The following is a 20730-nucleotide window of genomic DNA, read 5'->3' as shown; positions in this document are numbered from 1 at the left end:
CTATATCAACGGATTTGGAGGCTCTTTTGTATTGAATTTTTCAATTATTCGGTTTGCTTGTGCAAGCGTCGTGCATGGGAATGAGACTTGCTTTGCTTCGTTTTTTGTTCCATTTTCAGCACACTTCGCATAAAAACCCATCCAATCACTGGCATTAATGCCAGCCCAATCAACAACCAGATCATCGCTGTAGGAGCCTTGCTAATACTTAGGACACCCAAGAAAACGAGTGTTCCTGTCAACCGACCTATCATTAAGCATAGTTCGCGCAGTACAACCAGTTCCACTCTCTGATTAGCATCTCCTTCACTCGTACCCATTAGATCAAAGCTCGCAGAGATCATAGGAATTAAATACAAGGGCATGAACAAAGCGGTGCCAATCCCCATAATCAGCAGCGTGCTATACTCCATACGCCACAATAATGGTAAAAGCGCGATCACCAACAGCACGGCACCCAACAACATACCAGCCGAGCGATAGTGTGGCTTGAGCCATTTTCCGACAGCCCAAAAGCTGAAAAATGAAACCCCCGATGTAATAAGTGAAAACTGTGCTAGCTTCCATTCCTGTTGAGTAACTACATACACGAGCAGCGTAATCAGGAAAGCAAACACTCCTTCACGGATGCCCTGTGTAACAAGTGATAACGACAACGGACGCCACATACTTCCTTTTTGCGACAAACGCTGCTTAGGCTCTTTCCAATTGTACTTTCCTGTCGGTTTACGCTTGCGAAGAAAGAAACTTAACACCACTCCTACGACATAAAAGGCCAAAGAAATACTGAATATCACGCGATAACCCGCGTCATCCTCCATACGCGCAATAATCCAACCAGAGAGCCAAGGACCCACTATACCGGAAAACGAGCCCAGCAGACCCACCCATCCGTTAAAATGATCACGGCTTGCCTGATCCGTGACTTCGAAAAAGATGACATTAAACGCTAGCCAAAATAAACCTAAGGCTGCACCCAACAACATTCCGAGCGGCCATATGTAGTTTACAGCCTGCGGTCCTGTATACAACACGATGAGATAAAATAAGCCGGACAATGCGGTTCCCACGCGCAGGGCATTCATTTTATTATGTTCCTTGACCCACTTTCCAGCTACCCAGACCATAATTCCCAGCGCAATTTGTTGACTGACATTAAACCAGCCGATCATCGCGTAATCCTGCCTGCTTTTCCACAAATACACATTAAGAAATGTGCCGGACAATGCTGCTGCAAACACAAACAATCCATTCAAGCTTAATAGCAGAATGGATTGTCCGTTCAGGTTTGATTTCAATGCAGTTCCCCCTAACGGAAAAATCACCAATCAGCTTATTACGAGTCAGCTTGTTCAAAGATTTCTTTGATTTAACATGCCCGTATTGAGCTGGGACCTATCCGGGGAATTGCCATTTAATTATTGGAAATACCGCTGAGCTTCTCCAGCATTCGCAGTCGGTCATTCTCTGACAAAGTCTGCTGAACATGGAAGCAGCTAGGACACACATAAACATTCAAGACGAACGGCAAGTCCAGAACAGGTTTGCCGAGCACCGGAGACATCGATGGTTCGAAACCCTCTCTGGTTACGGTTTGCGAACCCGCATGCAGCATATACTCTCCACATTGGGAACATTCAAGAACCTCATCTTGTCTGTCGAGTAATTGTTCAGCACCTTGCTCATAAGCCATTAGATCCGCACCGCTTTCTTCGAATTTTTGTAAAGTATGCAGCACAGGCAGCTTATGAAGCTCATTATCCTGCAATAACGGTGCATCAGCTGGCTTTTCAGATACGATTTCATCCTCTGCCTCGTATAAAATATCCTGCTCCTCATCATCGCCGAGCTGAATACTTAATGTACGATAACCCTTGAGGTCTTCTTTTCCATGAGCGCCGAGCGCCGGACTTACAGAAACCGCATGATCGTGTGTCGCATCTTCATGCCCATCCGTATGTCTGTGAACAGATGGAGAAACTGGCTCAGACTCCTCTTCGTCATCGGCTATGTCTGAGTATCCTTTCAGATCATTATGGCAATAAGGACACTCTTCTTCAGGTCCTAATTCTTCATCCCAAATAATTTCCATGTTACACCATGGACAAATAGTCATTTCCAAGCTTTATCATCCTTCCGTTCCGTATACCAAGCTTTAGTATACAGGATGTGTCAAGTTACACTCGCACCAATCACATACGATAACGATATTGAAATAATCATAGAGAACAAGCCGACCGCACGGTTATCTTCTTTAATCTCTTGATCGATAGAAAATACGGGTGTCAGAAATTCAAAAAGAAAGTACGCCGCAAGTAGCAGTAAAAAACCAACGAATGACCAGATCATCGTATCATATACGCTGGATTTAGCCTCCATCGCAAAGCGGAGCACGTTGCAAATACCAAACATTTTCCCACCCGTTGCCATGGCTACCGAAACATTGCCTCGCTTGATCTCTTCCCAGCATTTATAACGGGTTACCAGCTCAAAGCAGGACAAAAATACAATCAACTCCAGCACCGCCACGGAGAAATAACCCAGCATCATCCCCAACGGATGTGATAGCAATTCATCAATCGCCATCTTCACCTCGTCCCTCCCGTTCTACCAAGCGTTCTCGGTCAGCAACCCATATCTATTCCAATTCAGCAACCGTTACACCCGTGCCGCCTTCATTGTAGTTACCGATACGGTAGCTTTTCACATGCTTATGCTTGCGAAGGTACTCCTGAATACCAGTTCTCAGGACCCCCGTACCTTTGCCGTGAATAATGTATACCTGACCCAGATTGGCTAAAAACGCTTCATCCATGAAGCGGTCCACCTCCATCAGCGCTTCCTCCACGTTTGCCCCCCGAAGGTCAAGTTCACTTCGCACGTTATCATCCCGTGTCCGCTTAACGCCAGTCACTGGCTTTTGGACCTTTGGAGTAGTCGTTGGGGCTGGTTGCAGCAGCTCCAGATCATCCAGACTGACCTTCATTTTCATGATACCCAGTTGAACGATAGCTTCCTTGCTGCCAGTTAGTTCAACCACATGGCCTTTTTTATTCAGACTGTGAACTGATACTTCATCGCCAGCCATGATGGAACGAGTACGCGGAGTCGCCGGACGTTTGACTGTACTTTTCTTACGTTGTTTCGGTTCTGCTTCATCCAGTTCTCTACGAGCTGCAATCAGCTTGTGCTCCTTAACCGAGGCTCCCTCTTCCTGAGCCAATTTACGCAAATCCGTAATGATTTTCTCTGCTTCACTACGAGCCTTATCCACGAGAACTCTTGCTTCGTCTTCGGCCTTTTCTAGCATACGGTCCCGTTGTGACTCCAGCTTATCTAGCTCGGTCTTATGACGTGTACGCAATACTTCCATTTCCTTACGCAGCTGCTCTGCTTTTTCCCGTTCTTGCTCAGCGGTCAAACGGTTCTGCTCCAGTGACGCAATCATGTGCTCGACGCGCTGGTCTTCTTCGGTTACCTCACCACGGGCATAGTCTAATATACGTCCTGGTAATCCCAATCGCTCGGCAATAGCAAAAGCGTTACTTCGCCCAGGTACACCAACCAGAAGGCGGTAAGTCGGGCTTAATGTAGCGACATCAAACTCCATACTTGCATTAATAATTCCTTTGCGCTCATAGGCATACGCCTTCAATTCACTATAGTGAGTCGTCGCCACCATGCGGCAACCCAGAGCATGTATATGCTCCAGAATAGATACAGCCAGGGCAGAACCTTCTGCCGGGTCCGTTCCTGCTCCCACTTCGTCAAGCAATACAAGACTTTTGGGTGTCATATTTTTCAAGATGCTAATAATATTGGTCATGTGACTGGAAAATGTACTCAAGTTTTGCTCAATGCTCTGCTCGTCACCAATATCGGCATAGATTGCATCAAACACGCAGAGCTGGCTTTCATCCTCAACAGGCACAAACAGTCCAGACATCGCCATCAAGCTTAGCAGACCTATCGTTTTCAGGGTAACGGTTTTCCCCCCTGTGTTCGGTCCGGTAACGATAATGGAGGTGTACGAATTACCCAGTTCCACATCTATGGGAACGACCTGTTCCAACGGAATTAGAGGGTGTCTACCCTTTTTCAGCTTCAAGTACCCGCGATCATTCATTAAGGGAAGCGTTGCCTTCATTTCACGAGCGAGACGAGCTTTCGCAAAAATAAAATCAAGATTGCCTAAAATATCCACATCATACAGCAACATATCCGCTTGTTCTGCGACAAGTGCGGTCAGCTTTTGTAAAATGACTTCAATTTCACGCTCTTCTCTCAGCCTGGTTTCCCTCAGCTTGTTGTTCATGGCCACGATGGATTCTGGCTCGATAAACAAGGTTGCGCCAGACCCGGATTGATCATGCACAATTCCGCCAAAATAAGAACGGTATTCGGCCTTGACCGGGATGACAAACCGATCTCCACGAATCGTAATCAACTGATCCTGAAGCATTTTGGACACAGTTGAGGAACGAATCATGGAATCCAGCTTTTCACGAATACGCACTTCACCGGAGCGCAGTTCCCGGCGAATTTGTGAAAGCTCTGTACTGGCAGAATCCAGTACCTCTGCATTTTCGTCAATACAGCCTTTAATGGAGTTTTCCAAACTTCTTTGTTCCGAAAGTTGCTCACTCCAATACAGCAATGTTTCAACCGGATTTTCCTCATGCAAACTTGTTACATACACCTGTATACGGCGTGCAGCTTGAACCGTTGTCCGAATACCATGTAACTCCTGCGGACTTAACGTTCCTCCAATACGGGCACGCTTCACCGTAGGAGTGATATCCACCACTCCGTTAAATGAAGGCACTCCTTTCAGCCGATCAGCAGCATAGGCCTCATCCGTACCTTTCAGCAATTTCTTGATATGCTCCAAATCATCGCTGGGCTGTAATCGAAGGGCTGTCTGTTGTCCCGTTGCCGTTTGGGCATAGTGACTTAGTTTATTTAGAATTTTTTGATATTCAAGGGTTTTAAAAATTTTAGAGTCCAACTTCACTGCTCCTTTCACTTATATCTATATTATACCGAAAGCAGCAAACTTACGCTATTTGCCAACTCTGCTTTACACATAAGAAAGCTCTTCATGCCACACACTAACCTTTGTCTAACCCTGTTAATTCAAAAAAACAAAGGAGGTTATTCCGTGAGCATTCTTGGGCACATTGTACGTTTCATCGTTGCCGCTCTGGTTCTGATGGTCGTAAGCTGGATCGTTCCCGGATTTAGTGTAGGCGGCTTTTGGAGTGCGCTGATCCTTGCCATTGTCATTGCCTTGATTGGCTATATCGTCGAGGCGATATTTGGTCGACGCGTTTCTCCATTTGGACGCGGTATCGTTGGTTTTCTAGTGAGCGCTCTGGTTATCTGGGTCGCTCAATATGTCGTGGCCCATGTTAGTGTTTCGATTATGGGCGCATTGCTCGCTGCATTGGTTATCGGGATTATCGATCTGTTCATTCCGGTATCGACACCATTTGAAGCCGGGCGCAAGGAAGGGAAATAATTTCGGCAAACACTTCCAGCATAGCTGTCCCGAAGCAGATTCATCTGCCAAAGGACAGCTTTTTGTCATTTATACTTCTTAGCGATACCATAAACAAACAATCCCCGGCCATGAGCAGCCGGGGATTGCCTTACATTTATAATCCGTATCTACTGATCCTGTTCGATAAGCTCAATCCATTCATTATACTCGGTTTGAAGCTTGGTGTATTCTTCCTTTAGTTGACGCAATTCTGTTGAAATCTTCTCTGCATTTTCTCGGTCTACGTCCTGTTGTACTTGTAGTAAACGAAGCTGATGAGCCGCCATTTCATATTTTTGACCTACTTCATCTAACTCAGACTGCAAGGCCATGCGTTCCTGCTCTATGGACTGCTGTTCTGCCTTTGCGGTGTTGGCAGCTTCAACCGCGGAACGAATCTCCTCCTGAAGCTGTTCTTTTTGTTCAATCGTTACCGCTATTTCCCGTTCCCAAGAAGCAAATTCTTCCTTGCGGGCAGCATCTTCAGCTTCCAAACGTTCCGCTTCAGCCTTCAACTGATCGTATTTAAGCTGCCATTCCACAGAGGCCTTCTCAGCACGTTCCAATTCACTTTGCCGGTCATGATTTTCCTGCTGGAGTTGCTTAATATGTTGCTCCAGCTGTCCAGCTCGGCTCTTCATGCTTCCATATTGATCCTGAAGCGATTGATACGCCTTCGCACTCTCTTGCTCTCGGACTTGGGCTTTCTCAAGCTCGTCCTGAACACGAATCAGCTCAGGCGACAGCTCCTTGATTTTCGCTTCAAGTTGAACCAGCCGTTGCTGTTGTGAAGCATATTTATCATTAGCAGCCTCAACCTCAGCCACAGTCTGCTGTAGTTGTTCCTCTGTCGCTTCCTTCTGTTCACGCGCTTCCAGCAGGGAAAGCTCCAACTCATCGGCTGCCAACTGACGTTCTTCTGCAAGCTTCTTCCATGACTTCTCACTTTCAGCCAGCGTAGCCAGCTCGCTTTGCAGCTTGCGAGAAGATACATGAGCTTGCTCCAGCAGCTTCTGCATCCGGCGCTGCTCTTCCTCCAGCTTAGCCGCCTGCTGCTGCGTAGCCTTGGCTTCATTCACCAACTGATCATATCTGCTTTGCAGTTCTTCACGCGCAAGCGTATTTGCCTGCTCCCGCTCTGTTGCTGCCTGTTGCTGTGTTTGCAGTTCAGCCTCCAGCTCGGACTGTTGTTGCTCCAATGCTGCAGCTTGCTCTTGAGCCTTCTCCAGACGAGAAGAAAGCTCTGCATTTCCTGCTTGTACTTGTTCTAATTGCTCCTGAAGCTCCTCCATCCGAATCTCCTGCTCCAGTGCAGCTTCTTCAGCACGTTTCTGCGCTTCCTCATGCTGGAGCTTTTCCTCATTTAGAGCCAATTCAGCCTGTTTACGTTCCTGCTCCAGCTGCTCATTCAGCCCGGAGCATTTGATCTGCCATTCGCTTATCTTCTGGCTATGCTCTTGCTGCAAAGTAGATCGCAAATTGTCCAGCTCTATACGTTTTCGCTCCTGATGAGCCTTTTCCGCAGCGGAAAGCTTAGCTTCAGCCTGTTTAGCCGCTTCGGCTATTTCCTTCTTCAACTGCTCTTCTGTCTGCCGGACACGCGCATTTGCAGCCTCTTGCTGCTCTTTCAGCTTACGAGAAGCCTCTTGACGAGATTCTTCCAATTCACGCTTAGCTTGTTTTTGTGCATTTTCAAGTTCAGCCGCTTTTTTCTCCTGCTGTTCAAGCTTTGCCCTTAGTTCGGCAATTTCCTTGGCTGATGTAGATTCGGTCTCCACCAGTTTCTTCTGCGTCGTTTCTTTTTCTTCCCTCAATTGAACAAGGGCTTGGTGCATATCTGTATTTTTCTGCTGTTGTTCCCCTAGAGCCGTCTGGAGTTGGGCCAGATCTCCCCGGAGCTCCGCCCGTTCCGCTGCCAAGCGGTTCATATGGCTCTGAATCTCCTGAATTTGTACAGCTTCTTCAGCCATATGAACCGCAGCCAGCACGGCAATTCGGGGCATATCCAGACGCGAATGTGCTTGAGAAATGCTGTGCATACGTTCATCTACGTAATTAGCAACCTGCTTCATATAATCGCTATTGCTGCCGACAAGTTTATAAGAAGTACCGTAGATCTCTACAGTGACGCGAGTACGATCTGGTGTAGTCACAATTATGCCCTCCTTCAATACTACTGTATGTTGATTCTAAGGTGTATCCGGTACTAGGGTAACCCGCCTTCCGTGAAGCGTTCAACCTTATTAGTCCGGCTTCCCCGCAGCGGGTGAATATCAGAGTAGAGAGCTTCTATGATGATAGGCCAAAAAGCCGTATCGAACCTCTGTCACTAAGATTCGATACGGCTTCCCGCATTTCCTGCTACTTTCTCAATTCCGCTCCAAAAGTTTGTTCTAGAGACGTAACGACAGGAGAATGCGCCGCATTAATCTCTTCATCCGTCAACGTATGCTCCCAATGACGATAGGTCAGGGAAATAGCCACGCTCTTCTTGTCTTCACCAAGCTTGCTGCCTGTAAATACATCAAACACCCGTGCATCCTGCAACAGTTCTCCGCCTGCAGCGTGAATAACACGAAGCAGTTCACCTGCCTCAACGTCTTTATTCACCACGAGGGCAATGTCACGTTCCACGGACGGGAAGCGAGCCAGCTCTCTGAACTGAATATGGGAGTTTGCATGCTCAACGAGCTGTTGCAACGCGATTTCAGCTACATACGTATCGTTCAGCCCATAGGACTGTTGCAGTTCAGGATGAATCTGCCCAACTGTACCGATCCGTTGGGAGTTTCCGTTCACATCCAGCCATACCGAAGCGGAACGTCCTGGGTGGTAGCTTTGCGGCTGGTCAGCCACATAGCGAATGCTGGCACTTAGTCCAAAATAGTCGAACACTGTTTCAAGCGCACCTTTAATATCAAAGAAGTCGACCTTTTCGGCTCCGATGTTCCATTGTTTTTCACGGCGCACTCCAGTCAGCAGCAGACTCAGCACTTGAATTTCCTGCGGCTGGCGGGTTAATGTTTGCTCTTCTGTATAAAATACAGTTCCCATCTCAAAAATCGCCAGATTATCTTGCTTCCGATTCATGTTGTACACCGCTGTATCCAGCATTTGCGGAATGATGCTTGTACGCAATACACTACGGTCTTCGCTCATAGGCATAGCCAAACGTACCGGATGGCTGCCTTCTGTCAGAGCATTAAATAAAGCTGTGCTTTGCGGATGCACAAAAGAGTAACTGATCGTTTCCTGCCAGCCACCATGAGCCAGCAATCTGCGCAAGGAACGACGCAGGGACTGCGATGCCGTCAAAGCTCCTGGAGTTGTCGGTCCCTCAATAGGCGTGGTTGGGATATTGTCATAGCCATACAGACGTGCCACTTCTTCGATTAAGTCCACATCAATGGTAATATCTCCACGGCGTGTAGGTACTTCAACTTCCAGCACCCCTTGTTCTGCATCGCCACATCCAAAATGAAGTCTACCAAGAATCGTCTTCACCTCAAGCAGGGACAGTTCGGTTCCCAAATATCGGTTTATTTTATCTAGCGACAGCTTGATAATGTGGTTTTTAGCTTTTGCAGAAGCAGACTCTACGATGCCCTGGTGTACAGTGCCCCCTGCATAACGCTGAATCAGCGCAGCTGCACGATTTACAGCAGGTATAACAGCTCCTGGATCAACCTCTTTTTCAAAACGCAGACTTGCTTCCGAACGCAGTCCCAGTTGGCGGGATGTTTTACGAACGGTACCGCCGTCAAACTTCGCAGATTCCAACGCAATGCTAACCGTCGCATCCGTAACCTCAGAATTGGCTCCACCCATCACGCCTGCCAATGCAATCGGCTTTACACCGTCTGTGATCAACAGCATATGTGGTTCCAGCTTACGCTCCTGATTGTCAAGTGTAATCAAAGTTTCGCCTGTACGAGCAAGTCGCACCTCAATATTTCCATTTTCCAGCTTATCCGCATCAAAAGCATGCAACGGCTGACCATATTCCAGCATAACGTAGTTCGTAATATCTACGATATTGTTTATCGGACGAACACCTGCCGCCATCAGACGGTTTTGAATCCATAACGGTGAAGGGCCCACTTTAACACCTGTGATATAACGCGCTGCATAGTGTGTGCACAGTTCAGGAGTATCTACCTTAACGGACAAGTGATCTGCCGCAGCATCGCTAATTTCCACCAGATCCTTAGCAGGGTCAGCGAGCGAAATGTCACGTCCTAGAATGGCACTTACTTCATATGCAGCTCCATGCATGCTCAGGCAATCCGAGCGGTTGGGTGTCAAATCAAAATCCAGCACCTGATCATCCAGGGCAAGCAGCTTCGTAATTGGCGTACCAATTTCAGCATCCTCTGGCAACACCAAAATGCCTTCCTGCAATTCTTTTGGCAATAGCTTATCATTCATGCCCAGTTCTTTGGCCGAGCAGATCATGCCCATGGACACAACACCACGCAGCTTGGCCTTTTTAATATGAAAATCTCCTGGTAGCTTGGCACCTACAACTGCAACAGGAACCTTTTGACCTGCATCCACGTTCTTGGCACCACACACAATTTGCAGGTCTTCTCCCTGACCCGCATCGACAATACACACATTCAGCTTATCCGCATCCGGGTGCTTTTCCTTGCTTTTGACATAGCCTACAACGACGCCAGTAATTCCTTGGTTACGATGTTCAACTTCATCAATTTCAATGCCCGAACGGGTGATTTTTTCTGCTAGCTCCTCCGCACTCACTTGATCCAGTGATACATACTCGGACAGCCACTCGAATGATACTTTCATATGGGTTCACTTCCCTTGATATAGTTGTTTATTGACGCGCAAACTGCTTCAAGAACGACAGATCGCTGTTATAAAAATGGCGAATATCGTCAATGCCGTATTTCAAAATGGCTATCCGTTCTACACCCATACCGAATGCAAAGCCACTGTACACCTCGGGATCAAAACCACCCATTTCCAGCACTTTCGGATGCACCATACCACAGCCCAAAATTTCAATCCACACGCGCTCGCCGTTTTTCTTCACAAAAGTCACGTCTACTTCAGCACTTGGCTCGGTGAACGGAAAGAAGCTTGGGCGCAAGCGGATTTCGGTCGATTCCCCGAACATTTCGCGTGCAAATTGCAGCAAGGTTCCTTTCAAATCACTCATACGAATGTCTTTTCCAATCACAAGGCCTTCAATTTGGTGGAATTGGAAGGAATGCGTTGCATCGTCATCATCACGTCGGAATACCGTACCCGGACAAATCACCTTAATAGGCGTTTCACCCTTCATCGCCTCCATCGCGCGAATCTGAACTGGTGACGTATGAGTACGCATCAACAGATCCTCGGTCAGGTAAAATGAATCCTGCATATCACGTGCCGGGTGGTTTTTAGGCAGATTCAAAGCTTCGAAGTTATAATAATCGGTCTCTGCCTGTGGTCCCTCAGCCACTCGATATCCCATACCTGTAAAAATATCTTCGATTTGCTCGATCACTTTGTTAAGTGGGTGGAGCCCGCCTTGCGGCATTGCGCGTCCAGGCAACGTAACGTCGATTTTTTCTGCTTGCAGGCGCTCATTCGTTTCTGCTTTCGTGAACTCGTCCTGCTTACGGTTAACGACCTCTTCAATCGCCTCACGCACCTCATTGGCTACCTGGCCAACAACTGGACGCTCTTCCGCACTCAGCTTGCCCATACCGCGCAAAATTTCGGTCAGTGCACCCTTTTTACCCGAATATTTAACTCGTAGATCAGCCAGCTCCTTGGGTGTTTCCACCTTCTCCAATACTTCCAGTGCTTCTTCCTTCAAGGCCAGCAAATGTTCCTTCATTTGGATGGTTTCGCTCATCGCCTGTTCAGTCCCCTTTCTTCATATCCAGCTTTTCAGACAACAAAAAAAGGTCTTTTCTCCCGAAAAGGGACGAAAAGACCGTGGTACCACCCTCGTTAGACAATGAAGTTCAGCTACCCGACGCGTTGCCTTGTGGCAATCAGTACGGGGGTTCATTCATGCTATGCATCATCATCTCGCTCTGCACGTTGTAACGGTCGTGAACCGGTATCCCCTACTTGCACAACCGCCATTTACATGACGCTTGAGGTTCAAGGAACTGCTCCGGAGCGAACTTCAACAGCCCAATATTTGCAGAAACGCTCTCAATCCTACGGCGCTTCCTCCCTGTTCAATCGGACACTGCCTACTCTTCTCCATCAAGACATTTTCTAAATACGAACTATTGTTCATTATTATATGCAAACTACTGCACTTTGGCAAGCAGCGCCTATATTTCATTCCTTCAGATATCGGGATCATTCAACTGATCCAGCTTGGCACGAATGCGCCTGATATCGCTCAAGAGCTCCTCATTTGCTTCACTCGTCCCCGTCATTCCCATCAGTTCGGTAAGACGCAGCTGTAATCGTAGACGTTCCTCCCGCTCTCCCTGATCCTTGGGCTCTCGGATGCTTCTCCGTTCATCTTCTTGTTTTTCGTCGGCCGTCCCCTCGTAGATTTCATATCCGCCCCCCGGCTGCATATCGAGTAATCGAGTTGACGTACAACGCACCAGCTCCCGGTCATGCGAGACGAGTACCAGTGCCCCATCATATCGGCGTAAAGAGTCCTCTACAATTTCACGGGTTTCAATGTCAAAGTAATTCGTCGGTTCATCCAGCACCAGCAGATTGGCTCCACTAAAGTACAGACGCAGAAAAGCTACCCTGCATTTTTCTCCCATACTGAGCGTTCCGATCCTTTTGAATACATCCTCTTTGGCAAATAAAAAACAGCCCAGCACTGTTCTCGCTTTTGTTTGGGTCATGGTTGGGAGTGCAAGCAGACTGTCGAGCAACGTCTGATCCTCTGGAAGCTGCTCCAACTCCTGTGAAAAATACCCGATATTCAACTGTGGGTTGGCTGTGATTTTTCCCGTCTTCGGTTCAAGCTGACCTGTTAATAACCGAAGCAGCGTGGTTTTACCAATTCCATTGGGCCCCCGAACAGCCAAACGCTCCCCACGTGCAACGTTCAGATTTAGATTTTTCACGATGACATGGTCGTCGTAGCTAAAGTCAACCTGCTCAGTACGCAGCAAATATTTAGCCTGAAACCCGCTGTCATTTAATTTCATGTGCAAAGACGGAGCTTCACGTGGTTGCTCTACCCTGTTAGCCTCCAGTCGCTCCAATTCCTTCTCCTTTGCATGATAACGGGAAATATTTTTTTTAGCCTTGGCCTTGTAAAAGCTCTGCGTAATGGCCATTTCAACCTTGGATGCGCTGCGATACGCCTGATGAAACCATTCCCTGTAATTTCGAATCGTTTCCTCCAGCGCCTGTCTCGCCAGTTCCTGCTTCCGATAGCTCGCCTCCTGCTCTCGCAGTTCCCGCTCCTTCTGCGCTTTATATTCCTTATAACCACCTTTATAGCGCTCAATACCTGTGGATGTAAGCTCAACTATACTCGTAGCCACCTGATCCAAAAAGGCTCTGTCATGCGATACAAACAGCAGTGTTCCAGGATACGAGGACAGCCACTGCTCCAGCCAGAGCATACTTTCGGCATCCAAATGGTTGGTTGGCTCATCCAGTACCAGCAGCTTGGGCTGCCTGACCATCAGGCCAGCCAGTCGTACTCTCGTCTTCTGTCCGCCACTCAGATCACCATAAGCAATGGACCACGTCTGTGCAGGCATTCCCATTCGGGTGAGCGCCTTTTCCACCTCAGACTCCCAAGCAAAGCCTTGCAGGCGTTCGTATTCATCCATCAGCTCGCCGTAACGCTCCAGTTGCTGCTCCATATCCTTACCAGCATTGGCTAGGTCAGCTTCCAGCTCTCCCAGCGTTTGCTTGAGACGCCAATGCCGAGGGCTGGCCTGCTGTGCGGCCTCCAGTGCGGTTCGAGACCTATCCACTGTATCCTGCTGCTTCAGCCAGCCTCGCTCTTCCATGGGCAAATCATGTTCTACTTGACCGGAGGTTGGCGCTTCATCTCCCAGCAATATTCGTAATAACGTTGTTTTACCGGCTCCATTTCTCCCAAACAACGCGAGTCGTTCTCCTTCCGTCACATCCATCGACACATTCTCAAATATAGATGTCCCGTTCCATTCCTTGACTACATTGCGAACTCGCAAAATGGTTTTCATACCACGATCATCCTTTCCCAGCCCGGTTTTTACACCGGAAGCAATAAAAAAAAGCCGCAGAAGGCTGCGGCTTGCATACAGGAAAATAGAATGACTGCTATGAATTATTTCAGAACTTATGCATATGAAAAATAACACCGCGAACGAAAAAACAAATCCCGTTTCGGAAATATACGCATACGTCCCTACTTTCATTTCAGACACACTTCTCCCGTTGCAGCTTGCAGCCGCCTGCCAGTAACGTGCAGTTGAGTGGGAAAATCAGTGTGCTTACTTCATCGGACGTATGGTCACCTTCCTTTTTATGGGATACTTACTTGCAGTCAGTATAGCAGATCACAGTATTTTTGCAATACCAGTTTTATTTTCCAAATACCAACGTTGTATTGGACGAACCTGCATACTTAGTTACAAATTCTTTAGTATATTCAGGGGTTTGAACTTGATAACTGTAGTTCTTGCTCGGATTCCATCGGGTCACAGGCGATTTTTGGTTGGTGATGGCTGGAAAACTACCTACATCTTTAAATTCACCATTGGCTTTATCATCCAGAATACCACCCTTTTCACTACCTTTTCCAAAATAATTATTTTCGGAATAAATTCGTGCATTGGTTGCTATTGTGTAAGCCAACTGAAAATTATTAATATAATTATTTTTCACATGGAAATATCCATATCTCATCAGACCTGGACCGCGTACAAGTAAGTTTTCAAAATAATTATTAGCAATTGTAATATGCGGCATGCCATCATAATTTTTATTGCTGTCATCTGGATAACCCAGAATAAGGCCATATTTATGATTAGCAAATTTGGAGTTGCTAATGGTTACATAATCAGCCGATTGCCCTATGTACAAAAGCTTGTCCAGATCCGAGCCATTTGCATTATAATTATGACCTGCAAAAGTAACATGATCAATCCAATAATTTGTGCCCGCAGTAAGATATAGCTGGATATCATCGTTACCATTAATGCTGGCGCTGTGCTCAAAAGTTAAATTTTGAAAGATCACATTTCCCGAGTTAGCTGTTGTTTTCAAATGAATATTGATTAGCTTATTTTGCGCATAAGAGCCGATTAGCGATTTGTTGGAACCAATATTGATCACGGTTTTAGAAGAAGCAGAAATATTCTTTTCGATGACCAGAATTTTAGGTGTTGAGTCCCCTAGCTGATTTTTCAATTCGTTTAGATTATTGATATAGATGACCTGACCATTTTTGCCCCCTGTTGTAGCAGGCTTTGAAGCTCCCGTTTCGCTTTTAGCCTGTCCAGCAAAACCAATCATGCCATTCGTCGACGTATTTGGGAAATCAGTCGCAGCGAACGTAGCACTTGTTGAAAAAGTAAAAAACACAAAGGCTAAAGCTAAAAGAAAAGAGATTTTTCTCATCGCAGCTACACCCTCCTTTTTTTATATTAAATTCCATTTACGAGACTATACTTTTTTCGCAAAATGGTAAATAGTTCTTTTTATCTGTTTATTTATAGCATATAAGAAAAATATTTAATATTGTATTATTTATCAGCGTGAAAATAGTTCGCAGGAACGCAAAAAGCCGGGATCCCCCATTGGTATCCCGGCTAAAATATATTCTTATTGCAAACAAAATAAAAACCCTTGAGTCACAAGGGTTTCGAAATTTTAAAAATCGTAAGCGGGTGATGGGAATCGAACCCACGCTATCAGCTTGGAAGGCTGAAGTTCTACCATTGAACTACACCCGCATTATATAACATCTTGATTCTTATGTATGACATGCACAAACCTTTGTCAACTAACTGAATCAGGATGGTATTTAGTATAACTTACCTTTTTGTAAAATGCAAGCCTACTAGACGCCATCCTGAGCCAGCCAATTCACAGGTTTACGTAAAAACAATTTTTCAAAAACTTCTGCCGGAATGGGACGGCTAAAATAATACCCCTGACCTTCATGACAATCCTGCGCCTGCAAAAAATGAAGCTGCTCCTCATTCTCCACCCCTTCAGCCGTAACCTTCAGCTTTAAATGGTGAGCCATAGAGGCAATGGTAGATACAATGGCCGCATTTTTGCTGTCAACCAGTACCTCATTTACAAAGGACCGGTCAATTTTCAGACGATCAATCGGAAGATTTTTTAAATAATGCAATGAGCTATAACCCGTTCCAAAATCATCAATACTGATTGCAACACCAATAGCTTTTATTTTTTTCAACTGTTCAAAGGCCCGGTCCTTATCAAAAGTCATACTCTCGGTAATCTCCAGCTCTAAATAGCGTGCCTCCAGTCCCGTATCGGACAAAATGCCCCAAATGACATCAACCAGCTTTTTTTGCTGGAATTGGCGCATGGATAAATTGACCGAAATCGGAATCGATGGATACCCCAGCTCCTGCCACTGCTTATTTTGGAGACATGCCTCACGCAACACCCATTCCCCCAAGGGCACGATCAGGCCACTTTCTTCAGCTACTGGAATAAAATCACCCGGCATCACCATCCCGCGATGAGGATGATTCCAACGCACCAGCGCTTCCAAACTCGTTAGCTCGCCACTTTGCAGGTGGACACGTGGCTGATACACCAATGAAAATTCTTCATTTTCAAGCGCACGCCGCAAATCATTCTCCAACTGGAGTCTTTCATGCGCTCGCATCTGCATCGCACTAGCATACCGCTGAAAATTCACCCCTTGCTCCTTGGCACTATGTACAGCAGTATCCGCCTGTTGAATAAGTTGTTCGCTCTGATTCGCATCCGACGGGTACAAAGCTATGCCAACGCTCACCATCACATGATAAGACTCCCCATTAATATCAAACGGCTGATCGAACAGCTTCACCATATCATCAATACGATTTCTCATGACATCTGAATCTTCGTAGCCCATTAGAAGAAAGGCAAATTCATCTCCACCCATGCTAAAGACCGCTTCCCCTTCGCGGCAAAAATGCCCCAAGCGTTCGCCTACCGCATACAGCAAATAATTGCCTGCCGTATGCCCAAGCGAATCATTAATCGCTTTGAAACGATCAATATTTAGCACTAAAAGCGCTACTGTCTCATCAGATTTCAGTGAATTGCGCAATATTTTATCCAGGCGCTGGGAAAGACGACGGCGATTGGGAAGGCCTGTTATATCATCGTTATAAGCAATATGATTAAACTCAGATTCTGCCGCCTGTTTTTTCCGATAAGGAACCAGAACCATAAGCCGGACTAGACCGCTCAACAAATTATAAAATGCAATCACGTTAGTCAAAAGTCCTATAAGATGATTGATATCACTCATTTGCTCAGCAAATAAATAGAACAACTGGCTCACAACACACAGCCCAATCCCACGAACCATAAGCAACATGCCCAATTCCGCGGGGCGAACTTTCCGATATTTTCGTACTCCAAAAATAAATGTGAGTACCAGCAGTATCATGACAACCAGATTCAACGTCCAGCCCAGGTTACCTAATTCGTACCGTATACGTAGATCCGGTAAGCCTGCATCATATGCCTTAATAACTCCTAGAATCAGCAACGTGCAGCCTATCCCTGCCCACAAAGCCACTGTCTTGTATTCAGACTTCGTCTTTCTAAATGGAAGGGAACAAACGAATAAGAGCATGACCGAGGTAAAGGCACGATTTACAAACAGCAGCCACAACGAAATGCCCGGAGACAAAGCAAAGTCCGTCAGGCTTACGAAACTAAACGAAACGATATGAACAAGACAAAGCAGACCAGCCACCAAAAACGTTGGGGCAATAAGAAGTCTCTGCCAGGTTAACTGTTCCAGCAAAACGGACCAGGATTGATAAAAAATAGAAAAACAAATCGCCGCACAGGCAAATCCTATAATCGGATATAACAAGAAAAATACATTATAGGAGTATATTTTATTCAAAGTTACGTGAAATAACTGCACTAAGACAAATAAAACTATGGCGGCAATTCCAATGCCTATCGTTTTTTTTACTTCCAGCCGTATATTCATTCAGCCTCTTCAGCCCCCTGCATATCGGAGATTCCGATCATCTAAGACGTTTGACAGCTTTGGAAGCCGTTGTTTAAGTCTATAGTATCAAAAAAAAATGTTGTATTCTGGTATATAATAGCATTTAATCTGTGAAAGGTGAATCATTTTTTTGTTCTATATTCATGAATTTATTTTCGCATTTATGCAAATGCACATGCTTACAGTACCAAAAAAGCGCATCATCTTTTCAGATCATGCGCTTCAGATGACATTTTTCAAATAGGTGATACCTATACCCCAACGCTGCACACCACAACAGAAATAGTATGTACAGGACCCCTCTGCGAAAATCTCATCATATTAGACTACAGGAAGTGTGATTTTAAATTGTGTACCGCTTCCATGTTTACTGTCTACATGAATGAAGCCTCCGTGATTTTTGATAATACGATAGCTCACAGCCAATCCCAAGCCGGTTCCACTTTCTTTTGTTGTAAAAAAAGGATCGAATAAACGCGCCAATGTATTGTGATCCATACCTAAGCCGTTATCCTCAATGCAAATGTGCACATAAGAGCCCTCAAGCACGGTATGGATATCAATGCATCCCTCTCGTTCCCCGCTGATGCTTTCAATGGCATCCATCGCATTTTTAATCATATTGAGGATAACCTGCTTAATCTGCTTCACGTCAATGGAAACCTTCATGAGTTCATCATTTTCATCCAGTGCGATCTGGCAGCCCTTCATCAACGCCTCGCTTTCTGTCAGCATCACTACTTCTTTCAACAGTCCCATCACAGATACTGCCGTTTTTTGCGGAGCCGAAGGCTTGGACGAATTTAAAAACTCGTAAATAATGTCGTTCGCACGATCAATTTCGGTTAAAATAATGCGGGCATACTCATCCCTGCCCAACTCCACCAAGTGCGGCCGAAGCAATTGAATAAAACCCCGGATTGCAGTAAGCGGGTTACGGATTTCATGGGCGATAGAGGCCGAAATACGTCCTAGCATCGCCAGCTTGTCGTTTTGATACGCCGTCTGCTCAATCTGCTTATAATCCGACACATCCTTTACACTAAACAAAAAATCGCCATCCATCTGATCACCGTAGGTCACTGTTATCAACCAATGCCGACCATACTCATCAATCAACTCATGATAGCGCTTTCTATGAAAGATAGTTTCTTTATAAATCCGCATGATTTTCTTCTTCTTAAACCGACTTAACTCAGGATGATGCAAAATTTGCATCAGGTTGCGACCCGCGAGCGAACTACGTGGTAGCTCCAGTAATCTCGCCATTTGCACGTTAATAAAGGTCAGTACCCCGTCACTGTCAAACAGCATGATACCACTATCCAGGTTCTCCAGTACATTTTCATACTTATTATTGGCGATCTGTGTGGAAGGGCAAGCTCCCACGGTATCAAGCAAGGCTTCTTGGAATTCACTGATCATGCCAGGCTTCCCCCTTGTATCGGAATGATAAACTGGCCGTATCGGACGTGTAATATTCTTGAAGAAGAGAAAGGGATCTATCGATCACCCTTCAAATGGTGTAAAAAACAGTTTCAATCAACTCCGACCATTTTTTTCGATTCGAGTCTTATTTTATGATAGACAAGATTAAGGATCACAGTCAATCGGAAAAAGTGTCGAATCCACATTTTTATCCTATTTTCTTTCGTCATAATATCTGCGCAACATTACAAAATAAAAAAAATAAGTTAAAAAATAAGCGCCCTACACACCAAAGAAGCTCTCCAGATTTGAGAGCTTCTTTGGTGTGTAGGATGTCAACTGCCGCTCTTATTATGTTGAAGCCGGGATCGTCTTTGACTCATAACAGCCAGTCTTCTCTTAAGCTCTCCCTGCCATTTCTCATCATTCATTTGTTTGGCTACCGTCAATAAATCCAGCGACATGTCAATTTGGCGCTTCACAATTTCAACTGCATCTTCACTCTCACGATTTACACAATTTTCAAATATCGTATCATCGTCTTCCATGACATAATCCTGAAAATCAATCTCGGATGCCCCATCTCCATGTGCATACTCAGCCAAAATTTCATACTCATTTTCGACTTTATAATGAACTTCAATGCGACGACATACCGGGCAAAACAGCAAAGGAACATTATGGACTTGGGTGCGGTAATGCTTCAGCGTTCCCTTGGTTCCTACCATGCTTGCTCCACAGCAATAACTCATCCGGGCTCAGCCTCCTCTGAACAAAACCTGTTCTGCCTTGTTTATCTTCTACAATACCTTATTCGCTTTCATCAGGCAAAATTCCTCCAGAACACAACAACATTTCCATAATTATTTGTTACTTCACTCTGTATTACATGAATCAGACAGGCTATTCCTATATCTTCGGCTGCATAGTGCAGGCAAGCAAGCCCCCAACAACGGTAAAGTAACCGCTTGTTGGGGGCTTGCTTGTTTAAGTTCAACTTGTAAAGCTAATATTACAGATTTTTATCGCCTGGTTTCCAGTTCATTGGGCACAAGCCACCGGATTGCAAAGCTTGCAGTACACGCAATGTTTCTTCTACACTGCGGCCTACATCGTTGTGGTTAACCACTTGATATTTCAGTTCGCCTTCTGGATCAATGATGAACAAGCCGCGCAATGCAACGCCTTCTTCTTCGATCAGAACGCCATAGTCGCTTGCTGTTTTTTTCGTGATGTCAGAAGCCAACGGGAAGTTCAGTTTGCCCAGACCGTTGTTTTCTTTAGCTGTGTTGATCCATGCTTTGTGGCTGTGCACGGAGTCTACACTGATACCCAAAATTTCAGTATCCAGCTCTTTGAATTGGTCAGCTGCATCGCTCAATGCTGTAATTTCTGTTGGGCATACAAACGTGAAATCCAGTGGATAGAAGAAAAATACGAGCCACTTGCCACGGTAATCGGAAAGTTTCACCGAGCCAAATTCTTGACCGTCTCCAGATACTGTTTCCAATGCAAAATCAGGTGCGGGTCTTCCTACCAATCTTTCTGCCATAATGTGAAATCCTCCTTTAAAATATGTAAGAAAAAC

Annotated in this window: 14 protein-coding genes and 1 tRNA gene; 1 reads left to right on the top strand and 14 read right to left on the bottom strand. The window is 45.7% G+C overall.

The window, feature by feature from the left end:
- Positions 1–44: 44 nt before the first annotated feature.
- The 4 genes from C400_RS0108370 to C400_RS0108355 form a co-directional block, all read right to left on the bottom strand.
- Positions 45–1298, bottom strand: coding sequence for an MFS transporter (locus C400_RS0108370; RefSeq protein WP_017426641.1), 1254 nt, complete (start codon positions 1296–1298; stop codon positions 45–47).
- Between the two features lie 116 nt (positions 1299–1414).
- A complete protein-coding gene (locus C400_RS0108365; RefSeq protein WP_017426640.1) occupies positions 1415–2122 on the bottom strand; it encodes a hypothetical protein in 708 nt (235 codons plus the stop codon).
- A gap of 50 nt (positions 2123–2172) precedes the next feature.
- Positions 2173–2586, bottom strand: coding sequence for a DUF350 domain-containing protein (locus tag C400_RS0108360; RefSeq protein WP_014599569.1), 414 nt, complete (start codon positions 2584–2586; stop codon positions 2173–2175).
- Between the two features lie 52 nt (positions 2587–2638).
- On the bottom strand, positions 2639–5008 hold the full coding sequence (locus C400_RS0108355) for an endonuclease MutS2 (RefSeq protein WP_017426639.1): 2370 nt from the start codon (positions 5006–5008) through the stop codon (positions 2639–2641).
- Positions 5009–5161: 153 nt separating this feature from the next.
- On the opposite strand from C400_RS0108355, the gene C400_RS0108350 reads away from it, so the two are divergent.
- A complete protein-coding gene (locus C400_RS0108350) occupies positions 5162–5521 on the top strand; it encodes a phage holin family protein (protein ID WP_016820537.1) in 360 nt (119 codons plus the stop codon).
- 149 nt (positions 5522–5670) lie between these two features.
- Here C400_RS0108350 and C400_RS0108345 read toward each other — a convergent pair whose 3' ends face one another.
- The 10 genes from C400_RS0108345 to C400_RS0108295 form a co-directional block, all read right to left on the bottom strand.
- Positions 5671–7695 (bottom strand): DNA repair ATPase, encoded by a 2025-nt coding sequence (locus tag C400_RS0108345; RefSeq protein WP_017426638.1) that lies wholly within the window; start codon positions 7693–7695, stop codon positions 5671–5673.
- A gap of 208 nt (positions 7696–7903) precedes the next feature.
- Positions 7904–10351 (bottom strand): phenylalanine--tRNA ligase subunit beta, encoded by a 2448-nt coding sequence (gene pheT, locus C400_RS0108340; protein ID WP_017426637.1) that lies wholly within the window; start codon positions 10349–10351, stop codon positions 7904–7906.
- A gap of 28 nt (positions 10352–10379) precedes the next feature.
- Positions 10380–11411: a phenylalanine--tRNA ligase subunit alpha gene (gene pheS, locus C400_RS0108335; RefSeq protein ID WP_016820540.1), complete on the bottom strand. Its 1032-nt coding sequence runs from the start codon at positions 11409–11411 to the stop codon at positions 10380–10382.
- Between the two features lie 448 nt (positions 11412–11859).
- A complete protein-coding gene (abc-f, locus tag C400_RS0108330) occupies positions 11860–13710 on the bottom strand; it encodes a ribosomal protection-like ABC-F family protein (protein ID WP_019686695.1) in 1851 nt (616 codons plus the stop codon).
- A gap of 361 nt (positions 13711–14071) precedes the next feature.
- Positions 14072–15109: a pectate lyase family protein gene (locus C400_RS0108325; protein WP_017426635.1), complete on the bottom strand. Its 1038-nt coding sequence runs from the start codon at positions 15107–15109 to the stop codon at positions 14072–14074.
- Between the two features lie 264 nt (positions 15110–15373).
- A tRNA-Gly gene (locus tag C400_RS0108320) sits at positions 15374–15444 on the bottom strand.
- Between the two features lie 107 nt (positions 15445–15551).
- A complete protein-coding gene (locus tag C400_RS0108315; protein WP_017426634.1) occupies positions 15552–17693 on the bottom strand; it encodes a putative bifunctional diguanylate cyclase/phosphodiesterase in 2142 nt (713 codons plus the stop codon).
- A gap of 342 nt (positions 17694–18035) precedes the next feature.
- Positions 18036–19139, bottom strand: a complete 1104-nt coding sequence (locus C400_RS0108305) for an ATP-binding protein (protein WP_016820545.1) — start codon at positions 19137–19139, stop codon at positions 18036–18038.
- A 338-nt stretch (positions 19140–19477) separates the two neighbouring features.
- On the bottom strand, positions 19478–19894 hold the full coding sequence (locus C400_RS0108300; RefSeq protein WP_016820546.1) for a hypothetical protein: 417 nt from the start codon (positions 19892–19894) through the stop codon (positions 19478–19480).
- Between the two features lie 260 nt (positions 19895–20154).
- Positions 20155–20694 carry a peroxiredoxin gene (locus C400_RS0108295; RefSeq protein ID WP_013370083.1) on the bottom strand — a complete coding sequence of 180 codons (540 nt, stop codon included), beginning with the start codon at positions 20692–20694 and terminating at the stop codon, positions 20155–20157.
- Positions 20695–20730: the final 36 nt, after the last annotated feature.

This window comes from Paenibacillus sp. ICGEB2008, from assembly GCF_000307675.1.
Lineage (GTDB): Bacteria > Bacillota > Bacilli > Paenibacillales > Paenibacillaceae > Paenibacillus > Paenibacillus polymyxa.
Note: the sequence above shows the minus strand (reverse complement) of the source record. Positions and strands in the feature narration are given on the sequence as shown.